The sequence below is a fragment of the Pseudophaeobacter flagellatus genome (assembly GCF_021228235.1).
Lineage (GTDB): Bacteria > Pseudomonadota > Alphaproteobacteria > Rhodobacterales > Rhodobacteraceae > Pseudophaeobacter > Pseudophaeobacter flagellatus.
Genome location: NZ_JAJQRG010000016.1, coordinates 20,413 through 45,596 on the forward strand (window position 1 = coordinate 20,413; position 25,184 = coordinate 45,596).

A 25,184-nucleotide genomic window follows, 5' to 3' on the forward strand; every position below is an offset into this window, starting at 1 on the left:
TACATCATCCCGGCGGGTAGGTTTTGTGCAGCTCATCAATCACATAGGGGTGCTGGTGCGGCTGCGATCCCGATGCGCTATCGGTGCGCCGGGCGGTCTCTGTTAGATGTGGATGATCCGGCGCCAGATCCGGATGCCGATGGGGCAGGTTGGTTGGATCATTGGCAGGCCACTGTCGCCGTGCATAGAACAGCCCGAGAACTGCCAACCCGTTCAGAAGGAGCAGCGAAGGCCCCATTCCAAGGTGGCTCATGCTCCAGCCGGACAGGGGATAGGTGACCAGCCAGCAGCAATGCGACAGGGTGAACTGGGCGGCAAAGACTGCAGGTCTGTCCTCGGGGTGGGCTGAACGTTTCAGCAATCGCCCCGATGGCGTCAGGATCGTGGCATAGCCAAGCCCCGAGGCAAACCAGCTGATCAGCACAAGCGGCAGTGCGGTTTCAAGCATCAGGGTGTAGAACCCCAACCCGCCTTGGGCGGCAATCGCGATCACTGCGCCGGCGCTCATCACGCTGCGGTCGTGCCACTTGGTCAGCACTCTGGGAAGTATCAGTGCGGCCAGCATCGACCCGGCGCCAAAGCAGGCTAGCGCCAGCGCCACTATTTGCTGGGAGAGGCCCAACTCGGCGCGGATGATCACCACGGTATTGATGATCACAACGGCGCTGACTGCGGCGGCGGCGGTGGAGAACCCCAGCAACCCGCGCAGCCGGGGTGTTTTTAAATAGATCCCGATGCCTAGGGTGGTGCGCTGGTAAAACCCCTTGGCTGCGCTGGGCTTGGGGCTGGGCAGGGTGACTGAGATGACAAAAAGCGTCGAGGCAAAAAAGCCAAGCGCGGTGCCGATAAACAGCGAGGGGGCGGCCACCAACGTCAGCAAGGCCGCGGCCAGGGCCGGGGACAGCAGGCTTTCAATATCATAGGCCAGACGCGACAGCGACAGCGCCTGGGTGTAATCCTCTTCACGTGGCAGAATGTCGGGGATGGTGGCCTGAAAGGCCGGTGTAAACCCGGCCGAGGCCGCCTGCATGGCAAAAATCAGCACATAGATCTGCCAGATCTCGGTGACAAAGGGCAGGGCCAGCGCCACCATGGCCCGCAGGATATCCAGGCTGACCAGCCAGGTCCGGCGGGGATACTGTGTCGCCAGCGCCGCCGCGATGGGGGCCAGGGTGACATAGCTGATCATCTTGATGGTCAGCGCGATGCCCAGAACCATCGCGGCATCTGCTCCGGCCAGATCATAGGCAATCAGCCCCAGGGCCACGGTGGCCAGCCCGGTGCCAATAAGGGCAATCACCTGGGCGGCAAACATGTGGCGAAAGGTGCGGTTTCGTAAAATCGCAAGCATGACGTGGTCTTCCCTTGCTGCCAGTTGGGTAGGGGCGCGCCCCTATCATCATGCTGCGGCGGCGAATTGCAATCGCTGAGGCCGCTGACGGGCGCTGCATGCGGGCGGGGCGGCGGCGCTTGATGGACAAGAGTGTTTCCAAATTGGATAAAATATTCTAATTGGTCTTTGCAGGCCCTCCCGCTGGCGTTCCTGCCAGTCCGGGGCACCCGATCCTGTGTCCTGCTTATCTTATTCAACATCCGGAGACCCCTTGATGACCGCTTCTCTTGCCGAGTACCGCCAGTTGGCCAAATCCATGTCGGTTGATGCACTGGCCCTGGTGCCAGGGCCGAACTTCACCCGCGCGCTTGGGCAAGATTTCATGAGCCACGAACGCCCATTCGTGCTGGTGATCCCCGCAGAAGGCAGGCCTGCGGCCCTGCTGCCCAATCTGGAGCTGGGCTCTTGGGGGCAGCTGGGTTTTGACGGTGCGGTTTTCGATTGGCGCGACCAGACCGGGTATCAGACGGCCTTTGCTGATCTTGCGGCGCATCTGCCGATCAAGCGGCTTGCGGTTGAGGGCCAGGTGATGCGGGTTTTTGTCCACCACGCTTTGATGCAGGCCACTCCGGGGCTGGATATCATCGACGCCGAGCGCGAGATTTCCGGGCTGCGGATGGTCAAGACAGAGACGGATATCGCAGCGCTGCAACGGGCGATTGATCTTTCAGAACGTGCTCTGGCGCAGGTGCTGGAAACCGTTCAGGTCGGGCAGAGCGAAAAGCAGATCGAAAGCCGCCTGATCCAGGCCCTGTTTGCCGAAGGTGCCGACGCGCTGGCCTTTCCGCCTATTGTGGTGGCCGGTGATAATGCGGCGCGGCCCCACGGCCATGCCCGCGAGGATTACAAAATCCAGCCCGGCGATGCGCTGTTGTTTGATTTTGGCGGCCGCAAGGACGGATTCTGCGCCGATATCACCCGCACGGTTTTTGTTGCAGAGGTCAGCGAGACAGGCCGTGCGGTCTATGACACCGTGCTGGCGGCCAATATGGCCGGGCTGGCGGCAACCCGCGCCGGGGTCACTGCGCATCAGATTGACGATGTGGTGACAGGGGTGCTGGAGGCCTCTGATTTTGCGGAACATATCCGCACCAAGACCGGGCACGGATTGGGCCGTGACGTGCATGAGGCTCCCTATATCATGCGGGGCAACCACCAGACGCTGCCCGCCGGAACCGTCTATACCAACGAGCCGGGGCTTTACCTGTCGGGGCAGTTTGGAGTGCGCATCGAAGATGACGTCTTGGTTACGGAAGCAGGCTGCCAGGTCCTGACCCAGTTCCCCAAAGAGCTGTTGGTGGTCGGCGGCTAACGCCCCTGCGCCAAGACTGACGCAACAAAAAGGCGCAGTCCCGATATGGGCTGCGCCTTTCTGGTTTCTCTTTAGGTCTGCGCTACGATCAGAATTCAACAACCGCGCGGATGGATTTGCCTGCGTGCATCAGCTCAAAGCCTTCGTTGATTTGATCCAGCGTCAGCTTGTGGGTGATCATCGGGTCGATCTCGATCTTGCCATCCATGTACCAATCGACAATTTTTGGCACATCGGTACGTCCCGAGGCGCCGCCAAAAGCGGTGCCGCGCCAGCTGCGCCCGGTGACCAGCTGGAAAGGACGGGTAGAGATCTCGGCGCCAGCCGGGGCCACCCCGATGATGATGCTTTCGCCCCAGCCCTTGTGCGCGGCTTCCAGCGCGGTGCGCATCACGTTCACATTGCCGGTGGCGTCAAAGGTGTAATCCGCGCCACCGCCGGTCAGTTCGACCAGATGCGCCACCAGATCGCCGCTCACCTCTGCCGGGTTGACAAAATCGGTCATGCCAAAATGCGTTGCCATCTCGACCTTGCCGGGGTTGAGGTCAACACCGACGATCTGGTCGGCGCCGGCTAGCCGCAGCCCCTGAATCACATTAAGGCCAATGCCGCCCAGGCCAAAGACGATGGCGGTCGAGCCGATTTCGACCTTGGCGGTGTTGATCACCGCACCGATGCCGGTGGTGACGCCACAGCCGATGTAGCAGATCTTGTCAAAGGGCGCGTCCTTGCGCACCTTGGCCAGCGCGATTTCGGGGACCACAGTGTGGTTGGCGAAGGTCGAACAGCCCATGTAGTGATGAATAGGCGTGCCATCCAGCATCGAAAACCGGGTAGAGCCATCTGGCAGCAGGCCTGCGCCCTGGGTGGTGCGGATCGACTGGCAGAGGTTGGTCTTGGGGTTCAGGCAGTACTCGCATTCGCGGCATTCGGGCGTGTAGAGCGGGATCACGTGATCACCGACTTCCAGGCTGGTGACGCCTTCCCCCACTTCGATCACAATGCCGGCACCCTCATGGCCCAGAATGGCAGGGAAAATCCCCTCGGGGTCATCTCCAGAGCGGGTGAATTCATCGGTGTGACACAGGCCGGTGGCCTTGATTTCCACCAGCACTTCACCCGCCTTGGGGCCTTCCAAGTTCACTTCCATCACTTCGAGCGGTTTGCCCGGAGCTACGGCAACGGCGGCACGCGTGCGCATCATGTATTTGATCCTTCGTTTGTATTGTCTGACCCTGCCCCCATCGGGGGTAGGATCATTGGAAGCCGTGTTCACCCTGGTTCGAGGCAGCGCGCTGCTGCACCTGAAAGGATGCTGTGCCTAGCGTTACATTCGCGAAACTCAACAGGCAAGGGTGGGGCGATCCTAACTTTCTTGTACAGGCAGGCAGATCTCAAATGCGACCAAAAATGCAGAATTTTGGTCAAGAAGGCCTTGACCTTCCCTTGACTGGAAGCCCCATGTGAGGGGCAGATGATCAAAACTTCTGGATTGACGAGAATGGCATATCAGCAAATTTCGATGCAAATTTCGGGGCTTACCTGTGGGGGTTGCGTTGGCCGAGCCGAGGCAGCCCTGCGCGGGGTAGAGGGCATCAAAGCGGCCTCGGTCAACTTGGCGACGGGAAAGGCGCAGGTTGAGGCCGCCGCAGACCTGCCGATGGCGGATATTGCCGCGGCTCTGGAGCGGGCTGGCTACCCGGCAGAGGTCTCGCATCTGAGCCTTGATATCGCCGGGCTTAGCTGTGCTTCTTGTGTTAGCCGTGCCGAGGCCGCCTTGCAGGCGGTGCCGGGGGTGGTCCTGGCGCAGGTCAATCTGGCAAACGAACGGGCTGAGGTCGATTATCTGTCGGGCATGGTCTCCGCAGCCCAGCTCAGCGAGGCCAGCACCAATGCCGGCTATCCGGCGCATCGGCGGACTGATGCAGAGATCCAAGATCGAGAGGCCGAGCTGCAGCAGCGCAAGGCGGATGAACAACTGCGGCTGCAACGCCAGTTGCTGATTGCTGGGATCCTGACCCTGCCGGTCTTTGTGATCGAGATGGGCGGCCATATGGTGCCGGGCCTGCATCACTGGGTGATGGCCAATATCGGCCAGTTCAACAGCTATCTGCTGCAGTTCGTGCTGGCCACGGCAGTATTGGCGGGGCCGGGGCGACAGTTCTACAGCCAGGGCATTCCGGCCCTGCTGCGCGGTGCGCCAGATATGAACGCACTGGTGGCGCTGGGCACGGCGGCGGCCTATGGGTTTTCGGTGATTTCCACCTTTACCCCCGGCTTGCTGCCAGTGGGGACAGCGCATGTCTACTATGAAGCGGCCTGTGTGATCGTGGTGCTGATCCTCACTGGTCGTCTGTTGGAGGCGCGCGCCAAGGGGCGCACCGGGGCGGCCATTCGCAAACTGGTCAGCCTGCAGCCCAAAACCGCCGAGGTCATGCGCGGTGATCAACTGGTGGAAACCCCGGTTGACGATATCGTCGCGGGGGATGTGATCCGGGTGCGGCCCGGCGGGCGTATCGCGGTGGATGGAGAAGTCATATCCGGCCAGTCCTATGTCGATGAAAGCATGCTCAGTGGTGAACCTGTGCCCGTTGAAAAAACTGTAGGGGCTGTTGTCTCGGCCGGGACGGTGAACGGTGCTGCGGCGCTAGACTATCGCGCCACCCATATCGGCCGGGATACCGCCCTGGCGCAGATCATCCAGATGGTAGAGCAGGCACAGGGCGCAAAGCTGCCGGTGCAGGGGCTGGTGGATCGCATCACCCTGTGGTTTGTGCCCGCCGTGATACTGGTGGCTGCGCTGACAGTGCTGGCTTGGATGTTGCTGGGACCGGCCCCAGCCTTGCCGCTGGCGCTGGTTGCTGGGGTTTCGGTGCTGATCATTGCCTGCCCCTGTGCCATGGGGCTGGCAACGCCAACCTCCATCATGGTTGGCATCGGCCGTGCAGCGCAGCTTGGGGTGCTGTTTCGCAAAGGCGATGCGTTGCAACGGCTGCAATCGGTGCAGGTGGTGGCGCTGGACAAGACGGGCACCCTGACCAAAGGCCATCCCGCGCTGACACAGTTTGCTGCCAGCGACGGCTTTGCGCGTGATGCGGTGATGCGCCTTGTCGGTGCCGCCGAGGCGCAGTCGGAACATCCCATCGCCCGTGCCCTGGTGGCCGCTGCCGGCAGTGACCTGCCCAAGGCCGAAGCGGTCGAGGCCATTCCGGGTTATGGCCTGCGTGCCAAGGTCGAAGGGCGGCAGGTTTTGGTTGGCACCGCCCGTCTGATGCAGCGCGAAGGCATTGAGGCAGAGGCGCTTGTGGCGCAGGCGGCACCCTGGGCCAAAGCTGGCGAGACACCTTTCTATGTTGCGATCGACGGCACCGCCGCCGCCGCGCTGGCGGTTGCCGACCCAATCAAGCCCGGCAGCCCCGAGGCAATCCTGGCGTTGCAGGCGCAGGGGGTTAAGGTGGCGATGATCACCGGCGATGCCGATGCCACGGCCCAGGCCATTGCGGCCCGCCTGAACATTGATCTGGTGCGGAGCGAATGCCTGCCCGGTGACAAGGTCGCCGCCCTGGAGGCCTTGCAGGCAGAATATGGCACCCTGGCCTTTGTCGGGGATGGGCTGAACGATGCCCCCGCGTTGGCCGCAGCAGATGTGGGGCTTGCCATCGGCACCGGCACCGATGTGGCGATCGAGGCGGCGGATGTGGTGCTGGTCTCGGGTGATCTCCGCGGTGTGGTGAATGCCATGACGGTGAGCCGAGCCACCCTGCGCAATATCCGGCAGAACCTGATCTGGGCTTTTGGTTACAATATCTTGCTGGTGCCAGTGGCGGCCGGGGCGCTCTATCCCTTTGGTGGCTGGCTGCTGTCACCTGGCCTTGCGGCGGGAGCCATGGCGCTGTCCAGTGTCTTTGTCCTGACCAACGCGCTACGCTTGCATCGGCTGAAATCCAGCTTAGATGAAGAGGCAGGGCGGCCCCGCGTGGACGCCGCGTCGTCTCGCCCGGCGCTATAGGCTGCGACAATAGGAGGTCAGTATGAATATCGGTGACGTTTCAACCCGTTCGGGCCTGCCGGCCAAGACCATTCGCTATTATGAAGACATCGGCCTGATCAAGCCGCACCGCAGTAACAATGGCTATAGATGCTTTGTCGAGGCGGACCTGCACAAGCTGGCCTTTCTGGGGCGGGCCCGCGCGCTGGGCTTCACCATCGAAGAATGCCGCCTGTTGATGGCGCTCTATGAGGATGAAAGCCGTGCCAGCGGTGACGTCAAGCAGTTGGCGCTGGAACATCTGCGCAAGATCGAAGCCAAGATCGCGGATCTGCAGGCGATGCGGGAAACCCTGACCGAACTGGTTCAGTGCTGCGCTGGGGACAGCCGCCCGGACTGTCCGATCCTGAAAGATCTGGCAGGCCAGACAGAGCTGCCCAAGCAGGGGGTAAAGGCCTAGGCGCGCTCATTCGTGCTGAGGTGCGTGTAGAGGTGGCACATGAAGAAACAGGCAGGCCCGTTTGGGACCTGCCTGTTTTATTCCGAGGGGGCGGAATTAGGCGGGGCGCAGCCCCAGAATGTCACGCGCTTGCTGCCAGCTGGCGACAGGGCGTTCGTATTTATCGCAAAGCTCCGCCGCGCGCTGCACCAGCGCGGCATTTGACGGCGCCAGGGTTTCGCGGTTCAGGCGCAGGTTGTCTTCCAGCCCGGTGCGGGTATGACCACCCGCCGCGATGGCCCATTCGTTTATCTGGATCTGGCCGGGACCAATGCCAGCGCCGCACCATTCGGCATCTGGTGCCAGGCGTTCTACTGTTTTGATATAGAAACCAAAGGTTTCTTTATCAACGGGCATGGCGTTCTTAACCCCCATGACAAACTGCACATAGAGCTTGCCATTGATCCGCCCGTCGGTGTTCATCTTCACGGCCTGGTGAATGTGGGACAGATCAAAGGCTTCGATCTCGGGCTTGACGTCGTAGGTGCGCATTTCGCTGGCCAGCCAATCCACCAGCTCTGGCGGGTTTTCATAGACGCGGGTGGGGAAGTTGTTGGACCCCACCGAGAGCGAGGCCATATCGGGGCGCAGCGACAGCATGCCACCGCGTTCTTGGCCCGCGCCCGAGCGCCCACCGGTTGAAAGTTGCACGATCATGCCGGGACAATGTTTGTTCAGCCCCTCAAGCAGCAGGCCAAATTTCTCGGGGTCCGAGGTTGGGCTTTGGTCGTCGTTCCGCACATGGCAGTGGGCAATGGCGGCTCCAGCCTCAAAGGCTGCTTGGGTGCTTTCGATCTGTTCCGCAATGGTCACGGGCACTGCCGGGTTGTGTTCCTTGCGCGGAACGGACCCGGTGATGGCAACGCAGATGATACAGGGCTTGCCCAGGGGGGAGGTGATCATGCTTGCTCTCTCCGTTAGATATCAAAAAAGACGGTTTCGTCATCGCCCTGCAGGCAGATGTCAAAACGGTATACGATCTGGCCGTTGCGCTCGCTGCGTTTTGCGACCAGCGTTTTGCGTCGCTTTTCCCATTCGATCAGATTGATCACCGGGTCGGCGGCGTTTGCCTCGGCCTCGTCGTCAAAATATAGCCGGGTGTTGAGCCCGACATTGATGCCGCGCGCCACGATCCACAGGTTGATATGCGGTGCCATCTTCTGGCCATTGCGTCCTGTCAGGGCACCGGGTTTCACGGTGTCAAACGCCCATTCGCCAGTTTCGAAATCGGTGATGACACGCCCCCAGCCGCGAAAGCCTGTCTCGACAGTTTCATGCCCGGCATGTTCCGGGTGCGGGTAGATGCCATCGGCATTGGCCTGCCAGACCTCTAGCAGCACATCCTTGACGGGCGAGCCTATGCCATCAATGACCAGACCTTCCACCCGGATGCGTTCGCCCTTGGCATTGGGGCCGACGATGTCCTGGCCCAATTCCTGGTCGTAGATTTCAAACCCGGCGGCACCAGGGGCAAGGCCGATATGCACATAGGGACCGGCGGTTTGCGATGGGGTCTCTTTTAGGTAATTGCTTTGCTGTGGCATCAGTTCCCCTCCAGGCGGTTTTCAAACAGGGTCGAGCGGCGGCCGCGTAGCACGATGTCGAATTTATAGGCGATGGTATCCAGCGGAATGGTGGCATTCATGTCCAGCCGCGCAATCAGCTGATCAATGGCCGCCGGATCGGGGATGGTGGCCACAATCGGGCAGGTCTTGATCAGCGGATCGCCTTCAAAATAGAGCTGGGTAATCAGGCGCTGGGCAAAGCCAGAGCCAAAGACCGAGACGTGGATATGCGCCGGGCGCCAGTCATTGACCCAGTTGCGCCAGGGGTAGGCGCCGGGTTTCACCGTGCGAAAGTAATAGTAGCCGTTCTCATCCGTCATGGTACGGCCACAGCCGCCAAAATTGGGATCAATCGCGCCCAGATAGGCGTCCTTTTTGTGGCGATAGCGGCCACTGGCATTGGCCTGCCAGATCTCGACCAGGGTGTTAGGGACCGGGCGAGCGTTTTCATCCAACACCCGGCCATGCATGATGATGCGTTCGCCAATCGGGCTCTGGTCGGGCTGGGCATAGTTGGATAGCAGATCATTATCGATCGGCGTGATATCGGAGTGGCCAAAGCGTGGGCCGGTGATTTCGCTGGGGGTGTTTTCCAGGCTGATCAGCGCCAGCTTGGGCGAACGCGCTACTGAGGTTTTATAATCCGTGGCATAGGCGGGCGGGTGCCAGCGCCGGTCGCGTTGGTAGAATTCACCCTGCTTTGGGGGGGCTTTGGTCATCTTTGGGTCTCCTCCTCAGGGCTTTGGGCGGCGGCTTCAGCCTCCATTTCCGCATAGGTCTGTTTGGCCAGTTTCAGGGCATGGTTGGCGCGGGGCACACCTGCATAGATCGCCACATGCTGAAAGGCCTCGATCACATCGGTGCGGCTGGCCCCGGTACGGGCGGTGGCGCGGATGTGCATGGGGATTTCATCAAAATTTCCCAGTGCCGCCAAGAGCGCCAAGGTCAGCATGGAACGTTCGCGTTGGGCAATGCCTTCCGAGGCCCAGACCGTGCCCCAGGCCCCCTCGGTGATGAGTGCCTGAAAGGCGGTGTCCATCTCCGTTTTGGCGGCCTCGGCGCGATCCACATGAGCCGTGCCCAGAACCGCGCGGCGGGTTGCCATGCCCTGATCATATCTTGTGCTGCTCATTTGCGATCTCATCTGCTGTTGCGGGGTTTCAGCAGTATCGCATATCAAAAATGAACGGTATAATGCGAAAATCAGCATGGTTGCATTCCGAGGTTGATATGCGTCTTTCTTCTCAGCTTAAACTTCGTCACCTGGAAGTCTTTGTCGAAGTGGCCCGCCAGACCAGCGTGACCCAGGCGGCAGAGGCCCTGGGCCTGACCCAGCCTGCGGTGACCCGTGCCCTGCGTGAACTAGAGGTGGTCTGCGGTAAACCACTGGTGGAGCGGCACGGGCGCGGCATTCGCCTGTCGCCCTATGGCGAAATGTTTCGCCATCACGCTGGGCGCAGCTTGGCACTGGCACGCGACGGCGTCGCCATGTTGCAGGGATTAGAGGCGGCAGAGGGGGCGCGGCTGTCCATCGGGGCGCTGCCTACGGTCTGTGCCAGCCTGGTGCCGGATGCCCTGGCAAAGCTGGGGGCGGGCAGCGGTCGCAGCCGATTTTCGGTTGCCACCGGTGATAATCACACGCTGCTGGATCAGCTGCGCCGGGGCGATCTGGATCTGGTGGTGGGCCGCCTGCCGGCGCCTGACCGTATGATGGGCATTGATTTTGAACCGCTGTTTCACGAACCGGTGGCGGTGGTGGTGGCCGCAGGTCATCCGCTGGCGGGCCGGGCGCAGCTGCCGCCGGGGGCCTTGCAGGCGCATCCGGTTCTGATGCCGCCGCCGGGGGCGATCATTCGCTCGCTGGTGGACCATATGTTTCTGGAACAGGGGCTGCTGATGCCGCAAGCCCCCATCGAGACGGTCTCGCCCAGCTTTGGCCGCCGCTTTGTGCTGGAACACGGGGCCATCTGGATCATCAGCCAGGGGGTGGTGCGTGATGATCTGGCCGCCGGGGTGATGCAAGAGCTGCCGATTGATACCGCCAGCACCCAGGGGCCGGTGGGCCTGTGTATTCGCAGCGAGCATCAGCTGTCGGGTCTGGGCGCGCAGTTTTGCGCCAGTTTGCGGCGGTTGTGTTCTGGGTTGGCGCAGCCACAGACCGAGATCTGACCCTAGGCGCGTAGGCTGGCCAGGGCCATGCTGCTGACATCGCGGGCAATGGTGTCAATGAATTGCTGTGAGGCACCACGTTCGGGGCGGAACCAAAACACCGGAGAATTGAGGATCAGCAATAATCCGGCCACCGCCACCGTCAGGTTGCGCGGCTCAAAGCTGCCCTCGCGGATCCCACGGGCCAGCTCGTTGCGAAACAGCATCTCGTATTGGCGTTGCCCGCAGCGCAGCTTTTCTTGCAGGTCGCGCTCTACCTCGCTCGCGGCTTTGGGGCTTGTCCCGGCATAGGTCTGCAGAATGACCTTGTGATAGGGCAGCGAGTTCAACACCTCATAGACGTGACATTGGGCCATCTGTTCCAACAGGGTTGCGGCAGGCAGGTTTGGGTCGATCACCTGTGCCACCGCATGATGGGTGAAGCGCGCCGCCCGCAGCTGCACCGCCGCAAGCAGGGCACCTTTTGACGGGAAATGGTGATAGATCCGCCCCTTGGTCGATCCCAGCTGGGCAGCAATATCATCCACCGAGGCCCGGTCGGTGCCTAGCGTCATAAAACATTGGGCGGCTGCATCCAGAATCTCGCTCTTGGAGGTGCTGATCTGTTCTAACATGGCTTCTGCCTGCCGTTCGGGGTGGGGCTCTGCTGGAGTGGAGCTCTGCCTAGTCGGGGCTTTATCAGACCCGCTTGGCGAGAGGCAATCCCAGCAGTGCTGCCAAAATACCACAGCCCAGGCGGGTGAGCCAGGGGGGCGCGGATATGCGCAGCGGCAAGAAACGCCTGGGCTCAGGCGAAACGGTGCCAAAGGCATGGTCGAAACGATCACCTTTAGGCGCGGCCAGAGGGTGCTTGGCAGGCCAGTTTGAGAATCAGCCTAAGGGGGGTCTGGCATCAAAAATAGGAGGTTTTTAAGCATTTGACGCAGGGTCTCGCCGATTGACAGGTGAAAAACATACTCAGTAGTCTGTTTTTAGACGCTTGGGATTCCGCGGCTTGAGGAGGCAGCGCGCAAACCCAAAAAAAGGCGCTAAGGCCCGGATATGATCGGGCGAGGAACCGTTCTTTAGGAGCGGGGGGAGGAAAATTTGGAAGTATTGCAGCTCTTGGTCAGTGGGCTTGCGAATGGCTGTGTCTACGGCCTGATCGCGCTTGGATTTGTGCTGATCTACAAAGCCACCGAAGCGGTGAATTTCGCCCAAGGTGATTTCATGATGATCGGGGCCTTTGTCAGCCTTGGTCTGACCAATGCGGAATATATGGATCTGCCGTTCTGGATTGCCGCGCCGCTGGCGATTTCGATCATGGCGGTATTTGGCTACCTTCTGGACCTGTTTGTCCTGCGCCATCTCTTTGGCCAAAGTCAGACGGCGGTGGTGATCCTGACAATTGCGATGGGCTTCGTGCTGCGTTTTGTCGCCGGGTTGATCTGGGGCCATGAGCCGCAGACGCTGGAAAGCCCGCTGGCGCTGGGGGATCTGCATCTTGGCAGCGTGGTGCTGGGCATGGCGGATGTGGCTATTATTATCGTCACCTTCCTGATGACCTTTTTCCTGTATCAGTTCTTTCAACGCACCAAGCTGGGCTTGGCGATGCAGGCCGCAAGTCAGAACCAGATGGCGGCCTATTTCATGGGCATCCCGGTGAAACGGGTGCAGGGGCTGGTCTGGGGGCTGTCCGGCGCTACGGCTGCGGTAGCGGGCATTCTCTTCGCCTCCAAGGGGGCGATTGATCCCAATGCGGGGCTTTTGGGGATCAAGGCCTTTGCTGCGGCAGTGATTGGCGGCTTTGGCTCGCTTCCCGGTGCCCTGGCCGGCGGTCTTATTGTCGGGGTAATTGAACCCTTTGCTGCACGCTATCTTGCTGCAGGATATTCACAAATTGCGCCCTATGCGCTGTTGCTGGCCGTGCTGGTCTTCAGGCCTCATGGTCTGTTCAGCCAGGTCCGCGTGAAGAAGGTGTAACCCGATGCGGATTCATTTCAAAACATCCTATGCGCACGACATCCGACTGTTTCCTGATCGCTGGACCCTATCGATTTACGGAACGCTCTTGCTGCTGGCCTTTGCGCTGCCCTACCTGCTGGACGAGTTCTTTCTGGGCGAGGTCACCAATGTGTTGATCTGGGCCATTGCAGGCCTGGGGCTGATGCTGCTTACGGGCCAGACCGGACAGGCCAGCCTGGGTCACGCGGCCTTTCTGGCGATTGGCTGCTACGCCAATACCATCCTGATCGAGCAAGGCGTGCCCTTCATTATCGCCTTTCCGTTGGCGGGGGTTCTTACCGGGGTGATCGGCGTGATTATCGCCATTCCGGTGCTGCGGCTGCACGGGATCTATCTGGCGATTGCCACCATTGCACTGTCAGTTCTGGCTGATGACATCATCGTGCTGACCGAACCTTGGAGCGGCGGTGTTTCTGGCAAGTTTCCGGAAATGATCACCATCTTTGGCTTTGAGATCGAGCGCTGGTCGATGCCATCGCGGTTCTACTACCTTGTTCTGGTCGTCACCATCATCTGCACCCTGTTTTACCGTAACCTTCTGCGCTCCCCTTTGGGGCGGGCCTTTGCGGCGGTGCGCGACAGCGAAGTCTCGGCCACGGCCATGGGGGTGCATATCGCCCGTACCAAGGGCAAGGCCTTTGGCCTGTCTTGCATGATCACGGGTTGGGCGGGGGCCTTGATGGGCTATTATGCCGGCACTTTCAACAACGAGACCTTTTCGCTGGTGATTTCGATTACCCTGCTGATGATGATCGTGATTGGTGGGCTTGGCTCTATCCACGGGGCCTTTTTTGGCGCGGTTGTGGTGGCCTTTTTGCCGCAGGCCCTGTCCATCCTTAAGGACAATGTTGTGGGCAGTGGCGTCGCCATTCCAGGGCTGGAAACCGGCGTCTTTGGTATGATCCTGATCTTGTTCATCCTGTTTGAACCGATGGGAATTTACGGGCGATGGCTGAAAATCCGCACCTGGTTTGAGCTGTTCCCATTTGCGCGTAAGGACATGTTCCGCCGCCAGAAATCCTACCTGAAGACGGAGCGCCTGAGATGAGCTTATTGGAAATCAAAAATGCCACGCTCAAGTTTGGCGGTGTGGTTGCGGTCAATGATCTTAGCTTCTCTGTTGAAGAGGGGGAGGTCTACGCCATCGTCGGGCCAAACGGGGCAGGGAAATCCACAGCCTTTAACCTGATCTCGCGGTTTTACGAACCCTTCGCAGGCAGCTTTATCTTTGATGGCACCAACCTGTTGGACTGCGAGGCCGATCAGGTGGCTGATCTGGGGATTGCCCGGACCTTTCAGAATATTGAGCTGTTTGAACATGCCACCGTGTTGCAAAACCTGCTGGTCGGGCGGCACCGCCATCGCAAGACCACGCTGCTGGAAGAGATGTTCTTTACCCCCCGCGTGCGGCGTGAAGAAGAGCGCCACCGCGAGGCGGTGGAAGAGGTGATCGATTTTCTTGATCTGCAACCCTATCGCAACAAGATGATCGCCGGGCTGCCCTATGGGGTTCGCAAGGTGGTTGAACTCGGCCGCGCCCTGGCGTCAAAGCCGCGCTTGCTGCTGCTGGATGAGCCCGCTTCGGGCCTGTCGGTCGAGGAAACCCAGGACATGCGCTGGTGGATTGATGACATCCGCAAGCAGATGGGGATTACCGTTTTGATGGTGGAACATGACATGGGGCTGGTTTCGGGGGTGTCTGACAGGGTGCTGGCCCTGGCGGATGGCGCCAAACTGGCCGAGGGCACACCGGCAGAGGTCCAGGCCAATCCGGCGGTCATCGAGGCCTATCTGGGTGCGGGGGCTGTGTGATGAGTGAACCTTTGCTGGAAATCAAAAACCTAGAGAGCTTTTACGGCCCGATCATGGCCATTCGCGGCGTTTCGCTAAAAGTGGACAAGGGCCAGATCGTCACTGTTTTAGGGGCCAATGGCGCGGGAAAGTCGACACTGTTGAAAACCATCTCGGGCATCATGGACCCCGAAAAGGGGCAGGTGCTGTTCAACGGCAAACCCATTCAGGGCCAAGAGCCGCATCGCATCGTCGAACATGGCATCGTGCATGTGCCCGAAGGGCGTGAGGTTTTTCCGCTGCTCACCGTGGATGAAAACCTGAGCCTGGGCGCCTATACCCGCTCTGATAAGGCCGAGATAGAGCGCGATCGCCAGATGGTCTTTGAGTATTTCCCCATCCTGGCGGAACGGCGCAGCCAGGAGGCAGGCACGTTGTCGGGCGGTCAGCAGCAGATGCTGGCCATCGGACGCGGGCTGATGCTGCGGCCGCAGATCATGCTGCTGGATGAGCCAAGCCTGGGGCTGTCGCCGCTGTTGGTGCAGGAAATCTTTGCCATCCTGCGCCGTCTGAATGCCGAAGCACATGTGACCATGATGCTGGTGGAACAAAACGCGCGCATTGCGCTGGATCTGGCGGATGTGGGCTATGTGATGGAAATCGGCCGGATCGTGATGGATGGATCGGCGGATCGGCTGATGGAAAGCGAGGACATCAAATCCTTCTATCTTGGCCACCAAGAAGAGGGCCAGCGTGGTGAAAAGCGCTGGAAACGCAAGAAGACATGGCGCTAGGAGGCGGAGAGATGAATATGCAAGTCGTCAAACAGACCGGACCTGCCCAGATTGAAATCAATGGCGTCTCTTACAACGCAGAACCGGGGCAACGCCCGGTTCTGGTCGATGGCTGCGATACGGTGCCAAAACTGTTCCAGGCCCGCTGCATGGCGCTGCAAGAGCGCACGGCCCACCGCGAAAAAGACATGGGTATCTGGAAATCCTATTCCTGGTCCACCTATTGGCAGCAGGCGAAATGGATTGGCCTTGGGCTGGTCTCTCTGGGTCTGAAACGCGGCGAAGTGGTGTCGATCCTCAGCGAAGATCGCCGCGAATGGCTTTATACGGATATGGGGGTGCAGGGGGTCGGCGGCATTGCCTCGGGCGTCTATACCACCGATTCTGCATCGCAGCTGTCCTATCTGGTCAATGACAGCGAAAGCCGGTTCCTGTTTGTTGAAAACGACGAACAGTTGGATAAATACCTTGAAGTCGCTGCAGAGATGCCCAGCCTGTTGAAGGTGATCATTTATGATCGTGACGGGCTGCATGATCTGGACCGGGACAAATGCCTGTTTCTCGACGATCTCTGCGCATTGGGGCAGGCCTATGAGGCCCAGAACCCTGGTGCCTTTGAGGCTGGGATTGCCGAATCCAAACCCGAAGACACCGCCATGCTGATCTACACCTCTGGCACCACGGGCATGCCCAAGGGCGCGATGCTGGGGCATGAAAACGTGCTGGCCTCGATGGAATCGGGGGCGCGCGGCCTGGCGGTGAGCCCGGATGATGAACAGCTGTGCTTTTTGCCGCTGTGCCATATTCTAGAGCGCAATGTCTCGGTCTATTTTCCGCTTGCTGCCTCTAGCACGGTGAATTTTGCCGAAAGCCCAGAGACGGTTTTTGACAATATGCAAGAGGTCTCTCCCGCCACGTTTTTTGCGGTGCCGCGGGTCTGGGAAAAGATCTATTCCCGGGTTCTGGTCATGGCACAAGAGGCAACGCCAATGGGGCGCTGGGCATTCCAGCGTGCGATCAAGGCGGGGCAGGCGCGGGCCAACTATGTGATGTATGGTAAACAGCCTCCAGCTGGGGTGGCGGCACGCTATGCCTTTTGGGATTTCATGGTGCTGCGCAACCTGCGCCGGATGCTGGGCATGGACCGGATGCGGCGGGGCGGCACAGGCGCGGCACCGATCTCGCCCGAGTTGCTGAAGTGGTACTGGTCGATCGGAGTTCCGCTGATCGAAGGCTACGGCATGACCGAAAACGCCGGCATTGCCACCATCAACACGCTGGAGCAAAACCTGCCCGGCACCGTTGGCTGTGCCCTGCCGGGGATTGAGCTGCGGATCGCCGAGGACGGTGAAATTCAGACCCTGGGGCTGAACAATTTTCAGGGCTACTGGCGCAATAATGAAAAGACTGCCGAAACCTTCACCTCCGATGGCTGGTTGCGCACAGGAGATGTGGGCCGGATTGATGATGCGGGCTATCTGACCATTACCGGCCGGATCAAGGATATCATCATCACGGCGGGCGGCAAGAACATCACCCCGGCCGAAATCGAGAGCCGGTTGAAGTTCAGCCACTATATTTCGGATGCCGTTGTGATCGGGGACAAGCGCAAATACCTGACCTGTCTGATCATGATTGATCAGGAAAACGTTGAAAAATTTGCCCAAGACCGGAAGATACCCTTTAGTGACTTTGCGTCGCTCTGTGCCGCCACTGATGTGCTGCAGCAGATCAGCCAAGAGGTGGAGGCGGTCAATCGCGATTTTGCCCGGGTGGAACAGATCAAGGACTTCCGCCTGATCAATGTTCTGCTGACCGCAGAGGATGACGAACTGACGGCGACAATGAAATTGAAACGCAGTTTTGTGGAGAAGAAGCATAAGGCACTGATCGACGACATGTATTGACGGTGCAACGTAAACGCATCGCGAACCAATCCAGGGAGGAAATGAAGATGAAGACACTAACATCCAAAGTGATGGCGGGTACATTGGTGGCGGGCGCTATGGCGCTTGGCGCGGGCTCTGCTGTGCAGGCCGAAAGCCAGGGCGTCAGCGATAGCGAGGTCGTGTTTGGCTCGGTCAATGACCTTAGCGGCATCTTTGCGGCGGTCGGCGTTCCGGCAACCAACGGCGCCAATATGCGCTTTGCCGAAGCCAATGCCGCAGGCGGTGTGCATGGGCGTCAGATCCGCTTTGTGGTTGAAGACAACGGCTATCAGATCCCGCGTGCAATGCAGGGCTATAATAAGCTTTTGAACCGCGACAAGGTCTTTGGCATGTTGCTGTCGTTGGGTACGCCAATGAACATCGCCGGCTTTAAGCTGCTGGACCCTAAGGGTATTCCCAACATCGGCCCCCTGTCTTCTGCGCGTCAGATGTTGCAGGATCCGGTTGAGAACAAGTTCATCGGCTTTTCCAGCTATTACGATCAGGTGGATGCAGGGGTGACTTATCTGGCTGGCGAGTTCGACGCCAAGGAAGTCTGCTCGATGTATATCCCGTCGGATTTTGGCAAGGAAATCCAGGAAAGCGCCAAGGCCACCGCTGAAAAGCTGGGCCTGAGCTATGCGGCTGAAACCAGCCATAAACCGGATGAGCTGGATTTTGTCGGCTCTCTGACCAAGCTGAAGGCAGCGGGCTGCGACGTGATTGCCATGGCGCTGGGTGTGCGTCAGGGCATCACCGTTGTTGGCACCGCCAAAAAGCTGGGCTGGACCGATGTCAAATTCCTCAACACCTCTGCGGGTTTCCTGGATGTGGTTGCCGCAGTTCCTGGTGGCGTGACCGAGGGGCTATATGCTGCGGCGGGCTGGGTTGACCTGATTGCGCGCGCAGAAGACGAGACCCCTGCCAAGTTCATCGCGGACTATGATGCGATGTTTGGCCAGCCAGCAAGCGGCTTTGCCATGCTTGGCTATTCGGCAGCGGATACCGTGGTGCGCGCGCTGGAAGCGGCAGGTCCCGATCTGACGCAGGAAGCCTTTATCAAGGGCATGGAAACGCTCGCCTATTTTGACGCCCTGACCGATACTGAGATCTCCTACAGTGCCGATGATCACCGCGGCGCAGATGACATCGTGATTTCGGTTGTCGAAGGCGGCAAATGGAAAGAGCTGAGCCGCCAGTAAGGCGCGTGTCAGCCAGCCTTTCCCGGCGCTAGATCGGGGGGGCTGACGAAAAGACAGGGCCCGGTTTGCCACAGGCACGCCGGGCTTTTTTGTGTGCCATTGCGCAGCAGGTTCGGGGGGGGCGTGTTGTTGTTGCGTTGAATTAAGATGCAACCCCATATAAATTCGCATGTAAGAATATATTTCAACTTTGGAAGGCGCGGAAAACCAAATGGGAAAAGATATGACAGTGAACCGGCGAGACGTCATGACTGGTCTGGCGGCGGGTTTGGCCACGGGGCTGCTGTTGCCCGGGCAGGGCTGGGCAACAGCAGGGGCGGCGGGGCTTACCATCGGCGACATGCAGTTGCAGACCCTGTCGGACGGCCACCTGGTGCTGCCGCGTGCCATGCTCTTTGCTGGGCTGGAACCCGCAGCGGTTGACCAGATCCTGCAGGCCAAGGGGATCGGGGCGGGTCCCATAGAGCCGCCGATCAATGTCACCCTGCTGCGGCACGGCAACCGGGTTGTGCTGTTCGATACCGGGGCTGGCCCCAGTTTCCAGGCTTCTGCCGGGCGGTTGCTCTCGGTGCTTGAAACCGCAGGCCTGTCCCCCGAAGAGGTGACCCATGTTGTCTTTACCCATTGCCACCCAGATCATCTTTGGGGGGTGCTGGATGATTTTGACGACCCATTGTTTTCCAATGCTGACTATTTGATGGGCAGGGTTGAATGGGACTATTGGTTTGACCCCAATACTGCGTCGACCATTTCTAATGAGCGGGCCTCTATGGCGGTAGGGGCACGCCGACGGATGCAGATCGTGGCAGAGCGCACCACCCGGTTTGAAGATGGCCAAGAGATCTTGCCAGGTATCGAAGCCCAGGCCAGCTATGGTCACACACCTGGGCACATGTGCTTCGCTCTGCGCTCATCAGGAGAGAGCCTGTTGATTGGAGGGGATGCCATCGGCAACCACCACGTCAGCTTTGCCGAGCCGGACTGGCCCATCGGCACCGACCAAGACGCTGCGCAGGCGGCAAAGTCGCGTTTACGTCTGTTGGATATGCTGGTACATGACCAAATGCGCTTGATTGGGACCCATCTGCCGCAGGGCGGTATTGGCCGGGTCGAACAGCTGGGCGGCGGCTTTCAATTCATTCCAGATTCGGTGAATTGATTGGTGTTGTCAGTGGATATTCCTGGGGTGTCTGTCATCTATGATATGTAGATCTAAATGGATTAATTGATTTAATATTCTGATCCTATTCTTGGCCTTTTATCTTTAATTTATCGGTGAATTGGATCAATACCTTGGTCTCAGAAAAGGGGATGTAGCAGCAGGCAGCGGCAGTATTTTTGGCAATCGATCTGCCAAAGGCGGGCGCGGGAACAGCGGCGTTAACAGGCCTTTGGCCGAAAATTGCACCGCTGTGTCTCGCAGGCTGCACCTGTCTGTATGCAGAAAAGGTCAACCATAGCGCCATATTTCATGAGAGAATCACACAGTTTCGCATGGGGTTGCGGATTCGCAGTGATGTCATTTTCCCCACTTGATCGTCATACGAACGTGCTGTTCTTTGATTGGAAGCACTATTTGAAGAAGAAATTTTCTCACCAAAGTTAATTTATATTAACGTCGGGGGTGACTGACCTAGGCCATTGAATATGCGTATTTTAGTGCCATAGGTTGTTAAAAATTTTGTTCCCGTTTTGACCCTACGAGGGCGTTCGCCAATTACCTTAGTGGAATTCATTGTTTACAATTTATAGGAGAATTGCTGTACTTTGATTATGCTGTAATTTTGGGGGTCTGTGTCATGAGTGTTTTACTGCGTGTCGGTCAGTTTGGTGCCTTTAGCGTCGCTCGGGGTGATGGAACACCGATCCCTTTGGGGGCTAAACATCAGGCACTTTTGGCTTTGCTCTGCACTGCGGAATCTGGGGTGCGTACACGGGCCTTTCTGGAGCAAAGCTTGTGGAGCCTGGCGCAGCCAGAGCAGGCCAAGGCCAGCCTGCGCACTGCTCTGTCGACGCTGCGCCGTCACCTCGGCGCAGAGGCCGCAGCCTTGCTCAGCGCGAACCGCGAAAGGGTCATCCTGGACCTGAATAGTATCACCTTTGAGGATCGCGTCGGCGACGCCGAATTCATGGAGGGGTTTGAGCTGCCACATGAGGCGAATTTTGCCCGCTGGTTGCAGCAGACACGGCATGAGGTTCTGCGCCGCTCGGTGCGCCGGGGCCGGGCACTGCTGCAGGAACGACGCCTGCGGCCCGAGCCGCTATTGCCGCTGATCGCTGTCTTGCCCTTTGTGCAATTGGCCCCCGGAGAGGACACCTCGCCGCTGGGCTCTTTGATATCAGAGGAATTATCGCGGAGCCTGGCACGCAGCCAGGCCTTTACCGTGACCTCTTATCTGGCCTCGCGGCAGTTCGATGCGACCCGGGTGCGCCCCTCTGAGGTCTCTGCCGTTGCCGGAGTGAAATATTTGGTGTCGGGGTCGGTGCGGGCCAATGGCCAGGTCGTGGCTGCCGAGATAGAGTTGCATGACGCAGAACTCGAGCAGGTGATCTGGTCGCGCCATTTTGAGGGCCCCTTGCCGGATTTGATGACTGGTCGGAGCAAGGCACTCTGCGAAGCGACCCGGCAGATTGGCCAGACCCTGATCGGGGAAGCGGTGCGCATTGCCGGGTTCAAACCGCTTCCCAGTCTGGAAGGGCACATGCTTCTGATGGCGGCAATCTCGATGATGCAAGAAATGACCCCGGATCGCTTTAGCCGCGCGCGTGAGGTGCTGAAGGTGCTGCTGGAGCGTGAGCCAAAACATCCACTGGTTCTGACCTGGATTGGGTTCTGGCATGTGTTGCGGGTGCAAAAAGGCTTCTCCAGCGACCGTCAAATGGATGCGGGACTTGCCAACCAATTTGCCAGTGCTGCCCTGGATGCCGACCCGTGTTTTTCCCTCGCCCATACCTTGCAAGGCGCGATTTCCAGCCATCTTCTGTTTGATTTTGACCGGGCACAAGGATCCTACGACCTGGCCCTGAAGGATAACCCGAACGAGGCATTAGCGATTTTGCTAAAAGGCGTCACCTGGGCCTATCAGGGCCACCCGATTGAGGCGGTGGAACTGACCGATGCGGCGCGCCGCCTGTCGCCACTTGGGCCGCAGAAGTACTATTTCGACTCAGTGTCGGCCTTTGCCAATCTTTCGGCGCATAACTACGAACGCGCGCTGGTCTTGGCTGATCGTTCATTGCAGGCCAATGCCGCCTATCCCGTCAGCCTGCGCACCAAGGTCATTGCCCTGCAGCTGGCCGGTCGATCTGGTGAGGCGCGCGCCGCAGCGCAAAACCTCTTGGCGGCCTCTCCCAGTTTTAACCTGACGCAGTATAGCCGCGAACACCCGGGCGCAGCCGCGCAGGGGGGGGACGCCTGGGCAGATGCTCTCAAGCAAGCGGGCGTTCCGGCCTGACCTTTCAAGACCCTGTGTGATAGCCGTCGCGGCGCAGTCTGGGCGCGGGGCAGGGGGATGCTGTGTGAAGGGACTGTGTGAAATCCTCATCTCGGCCCTGTCTTTCCCGCTGTCGCCCTGTATTCTGCGCCTAATCCTGCAAATAGCGGATCGCCTGTCACTGCGGCCTGCGGTCCGCTTTTGCATGGGGCAGAAAAGACAAACACAAGGAAATTGCCACCATGAAAGCTATCACCTACCGCGCCTTTGGGCCCGCCGCTGAGGTTTTGCAGCTGGAAGAGCTGCCCGCTCCGAGCCCTGATCACGGCGAGGTTCTGGTTGAGGTTTCCTTTACCGGGGTGAACCCTTCGGATGTGAAAACCCGCACGCGTGGCCAGCCCGGGCTTACTGGCTTTCCCTGGGACTATATCATCCCACATAGTGACGGTTCCGGGGTGATCTCGGCTGTGGGTGAAGGTGTGCCCAGCAGCCGTATCGGAGAGCGGGTCTGGATCTGGAACGGCCAGTTTCGCCGCGCCTGTGGCACTGCGGCGCAACAGATCACCCTGCCAGCGGCACAGGCAGTGCCCCTGCCCGATGAGGTCAGCCTGGAAACTGGCGCGGTGCTTGGCATTCCGGGGCTGACCGCCTGTCACGCAGTTTTTGGTCAAGGTGAGGTCTCAGGCAAAACAGTGTTGGTGCAGGGCGGGGCAGGGACCGTTGGTATTCTGGCGGTCCAGCTTGCCAAATGGGGCGGCGCACGGGTCATTGCGACCTGTGGTGCCCAAGGCAGCGACCGGGCGCGGCGGGCCGGTGCCGATACAGTGCTGGACTACCGCGCCGAGGATCTTGCGGATCAGGTTCTGACTGCAAATGGTGGCAACCCCGTCGATTTGATTGTCGAAGTCGAGTTCGGCAGTAACATCGACACGGATGCCCAGGTGATCGCAGAAAACGGCCGCATTGCCGCCTATGGATCGGCCCGTGAGATGTCGCCCAAACTGCCCTTCATGCCGCTGCTCTTTAAGGCCGTGACGGTTGAAATCATTTTGGTGTACCTGCTGAGCACAGCTGAGCGAGACAGGGCGATCCGACGTCTCAATGATGCGCTAGAGGCCCAGGTGCTGAAGTTTGATATCCAAAAGGTCTACAATATTTCAGAGGCTTGCGCTGCACATCAGGCGGTAGAGGCTGGCGCGCGCGAGGGTGCTGTCCTCATCCGCCTCAACGGCAGCTAGGGCGTTTACGCCTGTTTTCGGGGGGCGAATGAGGGGGGGGAGAAAAAGTTTTGTTTTTTTCATCAAATCCCCTTGCGCCCCCCCCAAACTCGCACTAGAACGCCGCTCACTGATGGGGTGTGGCCAAGTGGTAAGGCAACAGTTTTTGGTACTGAAGATCGTAGGTTCGAATCCTACCACCCCAGCCAGTACTTTCCAGCCATAGACGTAAGAGCGACGTAGCCCGAACCGGCGCCAATCGCCCCAGATTTCGGCCCCAGTGGTTTCGGGTCGTCTGAGTGGCGCTGGTGAGGCTCTGAAGCCCCCTTGGTGATGTACTTGGATGTGCCTTTTTCGCCTGGTTGAGTTGCCCCCCCCGCTGTGGGAGAGGCTTTCGACGTTATGCCTGAGTATAGTGGGGCAGAGGGATAAGTAATGGAAGAGAAGGGAAGGAACGGGAAGAAGATCCCATGAGACTACCCGGTTCCCCATCATGTTCCCCCACCCCCAGATCCTAGATACGCTAACCTCTCGTTGAAGAGGCGCTGACGCACCTCGTAGGCGGGGCAACGGGGGCAGTGCCGCATCTCGACGTAATCATCGACTAAGCCCGGGGAAGCTGCTTCTACCTCATCCAGCCCCTGATAGTTGTTCGTAATAGCAACTTGATGCCCGAGAGTTCCGATGGCGGCGGCCTGCATGGCTAACTTGAGGCGACGGGCCATTGAGTAGTCGATGATAAAACTATCGTGGACGCTCAGAACCGGGATCTGGTGACGCGTAAAAACCCGAAGAATATGGGCTGCGATCTTACTGTCCTTGTTCATCAGCGCAATGCCACGATCAGCGCAAAGATCATTTGCTAGAAACGGGTGCTTCTCTACGAAAGCATCCATCACTCGAAACAACTCCTTGTTCTTCATCGACTTGGCCTGAGAGCCCACCGAAGCGGTTTCTCGGAAAGCACTGCAAGCAGCATTCTTGGTCTTTGCATTCAAGGACATCAGCACGAGCAGCTTGACCAGCTTGCGCTGACGAGCGGCATCCAGCCCTTCTACTAGCCCGCTCTGCCTCGCTATTGATGAAATGCGGCAGGCTGATCCGCGAGCACACCGGCACCAAACGCTATGCACTGTTCGGGCAAGAGGCGATCGGCTCCACCTGGGCGCTGGTCAAGATGAACCTGTTTCTGCACGGCGAGGAAAACCATCAGATCGAATGGGGCGATACCATTCGCAATCCCAAGCTGCGCACCAGTGACGATATGCTGCGCCACTTTGACGTGGTGGTGGCCAACCCACCCTTCAGTCTGGACAAATGGGGCACCGAGGCGGCCGAAACGGATAAGTTCGCCCGTTTCCTCCATAGACGCCGGGTTTCTTCTTGTAGCCGATCTGCGCCTGAATGCCTGCAAGGCGGGCCAAACGGGCAACGCGGTTCTCTGACGCTGCCTCGCCCATGTTGATCAGGTCGTCGTGGATTTTACGGTATCCATAAACCTTGCCGCTGTCGTCCCACGCCTTCTTCACCAGCTTGGTCTGACGCTGATCTTCAAGCGCACCTTGGCTTAGCGGTTCCTTAACCCATGCATAAAAACCACTTGGATGAACGCTCAGAATTTTGCACAGAACTCGGACAGGATGCTGCTCGCGATGCGCGTCAATAAACGCGTACCTCACTTTGCATCCCTGGCGAAGTACGCGGTGGCCTTTTTTAAGATGTCACGCTCCTCGGTCACGCGGGCCAGTTCTTTCTTAAGACGCCTGGTAATCCCCCCATTTTTAATGGGGTCCAGCCGTAGAATTCATGCGGCTGTTTTCAGTTTCATAGCGGGGGTCATCCCACCGATGCCCATGTTGGGTCGCTCGTTGTTGTAAGTCCAGAGCCA

22 protein-coding genes, 1 tRNA gene and 1 pseudogene are annotated in these 25,184 nt (G+C 59.2%); 15 read left to right on the forward strand and 9 right to left on the reverse strand.

Features of this window, described 5'->3' with window-relative positions; all coding sequences use genetic code 11:
• Window positions 1–4: 4 nt before the first annotated feature.
• A complete protein-coding gene (locus tag LRK71_RS19785) occupies window positions 5–1,351 on the reverse strand; it encodes an MFS transporter (RefSeq protein WP_232405686.1) in 1,347 nt (448 codons plus the stop codon).
• 256 nt (window positions 1,352–1,607) lie between these two features.
• Here LRK71_RS19785 and LRK71_RS19790 point away from each other — a divergent pair, with 256 nt between their 5' ends.
• Complete coding sequence (locus tag LRK71_RS19790; protein WP_232405687.1) at window positions 1,608–2,705, forward strand: M24 family metallopeptidase; 1,098 nt, start codon at window positions 1,608–1,610, stop codon at window positions 2,703–2,705.
• Window positions 2,706–2,793: 88 nt separating this feature from the next.
• On the opposite strand, the gene LRK71_RS19795 is transcribed toward LRK71_RS19790, so the two are convergent.
• Window positions 2,794–3,906: an S-(hydroxymethyl)glutathione dehydrogenase/class III alcohol dehydrogenase gene (locus tag LRK71_RS19795; RefSeq protein WP_232405706.1), complete on the reverse strand. Its 1,113-nt coding sequence runs from the start codon at window positions 3,904–3,906 to the stop codon at window positions 2,794–2,796.
• A gap of 300 nt (window positions 3,907–4,206) precedes the next feature.
• Between LRK71_RS19795 and LRK71_RS19800 the strand changes: the two genes are divergently transcribed.
• Together LRK71_RS19800 and cueR are read left to right on the forward strand one after the other, a co-directional pair.
• Window positions 4,207–6,714 carry a heavy metal translocating P-type ATPase gene (locus LRK71_RS19800; RefSeq protein WP_232405688.1) on the forward strand — a complete coding sequence of 836 codons (2,508 nt, stop codon included), beginning with the start codon at window positions 4,207–4,209 and terminating at the stop codon, window positions 6,712–6,714.
• A 22-nt stretch (window positions 6,715–6,736) separates the two neighbouring features.
• Complete coding sequence (cueR, locus tag LRK71_RS19805) at window positions 6,737–7,153, forward strand: Cu(I)-responsive transcriptional regulator (RefSeq protein ID WP_232405689.1); 417 nt, start codon at window positions 6,737–6,739, stop codon at window positions 7,151–7,153.
• 96 nt (window positions 7,154–7,249) lie between these two features.
• On the opposite strand, the gene LRK71_RS19810 is transcribed toward cueR, so the two are convergent.
• From LRK71_RS19810 to pcaC, 4 genes are read right to left on the reverse strand one after another with little or no spacing between them, the layout of a single operon-like run.
• On the reverse strand, window positions 7,250–8,080 hold the full coding sequence (locus LRK71_RS19810) for a 3-oxoadipate:acetyl-CoA acetyltransferase (RefSeq protein ID WP_232405707.1): 831 nt from the start codon (window positions 8,078–8,080) through the stop codon (window positions 7,250–7,252).
• A 29-nt stretch (window positions 8,081–8,109) separates the two neighbouring features.
• Complete coding sequence (gene pcaG, locus LRK71_RS19815) at window positions 8,110–8,736, reverse strand: protocatechuate 3,4-dioxygenase subunit alpha (protein ID WP_232405690.1); 627 nt, start codon at window positions 8,734–8,736, stop codon at window positions 8,110–8,112.
• Entirely contained in the window at window positions 8,736–9,476 is a 741-nt protein-coding gene (pcaH, locus tag LRK71_RS19820; protein WP_232405691.1) for a protocatechuate 3,4-dioxygenase subunit beta, read from the reverse strand. The genes pcaG and pcaH overlap by 1 nt, the downstream gene beginning before the upstream one ends.
• A complete protein-coding gene (pcaC, locus tag LRK71_RS19825) occupies window positions 9,473–9,889 on the reverse strand; it encodes a 4-carboxymuconolactone decarboxylase (protein WP_232405692.1) in 417 nt (138 codons plus the stop codon). The genes pcaH and pcaC overlap by 4 nt, the downstream gene beginning before the upstream one ends.
• A 62-nt stretch (window positions 9,890–9,951) precedes the next feature.
• On the opposite strand from pcaC, the gene pcaQ reads away from it, so the two are divergent.
• A complete protein-coding gene (gene pcaQ, locus LRK71_RS19830; protein WP_332460290.1) occupies window positions 9,952–10,926 on the forward strand; it encodes a pca operon transcription factor PcaQ in 975 nt (324 codons plus the stop codon).
• A gap of 2 nt (window positions 10,927–10,928) precedes the next feature.
• On the opposite strand, the gene LRK71_RS19835 is transcribed toward pcaQ, so the two are convergent.
• Entirely contained in the window at window positions 10,929–11,540 is a 612-nt protein-coding gene (locus LRK71_RS19835) for a TetR/AcrR family transcriptional regulator (protein WP_232405693.1), read from the reverse strand.
• A gap of 472 nt (window positions 11,541–12,012) precedes the next feature.
• Between LRK71_RS19835 and LRK71_RS19840 the strand changes: the two genes are divergently transcribed.
• The 10 genes from LRK71_RS19840 to LRK71_RS19885 all read left to right on the forward strand — a co-directional run bounded on the left by LRK71_RS19840 (window position 12,013) and on the right by LRK71_RS19885 (window position 23,505).
• The gene (locus LRK71_RS19840; protein WP_232405694.1) at window positions 12,013–12,888 is read left to right on the forward strand and encodes a branched-chain amino acid ABC transporter permease; all 876 of its coding nucleotides are present in this window, start codon (window positions 12,013–12,015) and stop codon (window positions 12,886–12,888) included.
• A gap of 4 nt (window positions 12,889–12,892) precedes the next feature.
• Window positions 12,893–13,978, forward strand: coding sequence for a branched-chain amino acid ABC transporter permease (locus LRK71_RS19845; protein ID WP_232405695.1), 1,086 nt, complete (start codon window positions 12,893–12,895; stop codon window positions 13,976–13,978).
• Window positions 13,975–14,742, forward strand: coding sequence for an ABC transporter ATP-binding protein (locus LRK71_RS19850; protein WP_232405696.1), 768 nt, complete (start codon window positions 13,975–13,977; stop codon window positions 14,740–14,742). The genes LRK71_RS19845 and LRK71_RS19850 overlap by 4 nt, the downstream gene beginning before the upstream one ends.
• The gene (locus tag LRK71_RS19855) at window positions 14,742–15,515 is read left to right on the forward strand and encodes an ABC transporter ATP-binding protein (RefSeq protein ID WP_232405697.1); all 774 of its coding nucleotides are present in this window, start codon (window positions 14,742–14,744) and stop codon (window positions 15,513–15,515) included. The genes LRK71_RS19850 and LRK71_RS19855 overlap by 1 nt, the downstream gene beginning before the upstream one ends.
• An 11-nt stretch (window positions 15,516–15,526) precedes the next feature.
• Window positions 15,527–17,422, forward strand: coding sequence for an AMP-dependent synthetase/ligase (locus LRK71_RS19860; protein WP_232405698.1), 1,896 nt, complete (start codon window positions 15,527–15,529; stop codon window positions 17,420–17,422).
• 47 nt (window positions 17,423–17,469) lie between these two features.
• Window positions 17,470–18,645 carry an ABC transporter substrate-binding protein gene (locus tag LRK71_RS19865; protein WP_232405699.1) on the forward strand — a complete coding sequence of 392 codons (1,176 nt, stop codon included), beginning with the start codon at window positions 17,470–17,472 and terminating at the stop codon, window positions 18,643–18,645.
• A 211-nt stretch (window positions 18,646–18,856) separates the two neighbouring features.
• Window positions 18,857–19,804, forward strand: coding sequence for an MBL fold metallo-hydrolase (locus LRK71_RS19870; RefSeq protein WP_232405700.1), 948 nt, complete (start codon window positions 18,857–18,859; stop codon window positions 19,802–19,804).
• A 640-nt stretch (window positions 19,805–20,444) separates the two neighbouring features.
• A complete protein-coding gene (locus tag LRK71_RS19875) occupies window positions 20,445–22,100 on the forward strand; it encodes a transcriptional regulator (RefSeq protein ID WP_232405701.1) in 1,656 nt (551 codons plus the stop codon).
• Window positions 22,101–22,321: 221 nt separating this feature from the next.
• The gene (locus LRK71_RS19880) at window positions 22,322–23,317 is read left to right on the forward strand and encodes an NADPH:quinone reductase (RefSeq protein ID WP_232405702.1); all 996 of its coding nucleotides are present in this window, start codon (window positions 22,322–22,324) and stop codon (window positions 23,315–23,317) included.
• Between the two features lie 113 nt (window positions 23,318–23,430).
• Window positions 23,431–23,505 (forward strand) — tRNA-Gln (locus LRK71_RS19885).
• A gap of 282 nt (window positions 23,506–23,787) precedes the next feature.
• On the opposite strand, the gene LRK71_RS19890 is transcribed toward LRK71_RS19885, so the two are convergent.
• A complete protein-coding gene (locus LRK71_RS19890) occupies window positions 23,788–24,300 on the reverse strand; it encodes a hypothetical protein (protein WP_232405703.1) in 513 nt (170 codons plus the stop codon).
• 74 nt (window positions 24,301–24,374) lie between these two features.
• Between LRK71_RS19890 and LRK71_RS19895 the strand changes: the two genes are divergently transcribed.
• Window positions 24,375–24,761 carry an HsdM family class I SAM-dependent methyltransferase gene (locus LRK71_RS19895; protein ID WP_332460291.1) on the forward strand — a complete coding sequence of 129 codons (387 nt, stop codon included), beginning with the start codon at window positions 24,375–24,377 and terminating at the stop codon, window positions 24,759–24,761.
• On the opposite strand, the pseudogene LRK71_RS19900 reads toward LRK71_RS19895, so the two are convergent.
• Window positions 24,655–25,061 (reverse strand): annotated as a pseudogene (locus LRK71_RS19900) (IS3 family transposase); the annotation flags it as partial. The gene LRK71_RS19895 and the pseudogene LRK71_RS19900 sit on opposite strands and share 107 nt — an antisense overlap.
• Window positions 25,062–25,184 lie beyond the last annotated feature (123 nt).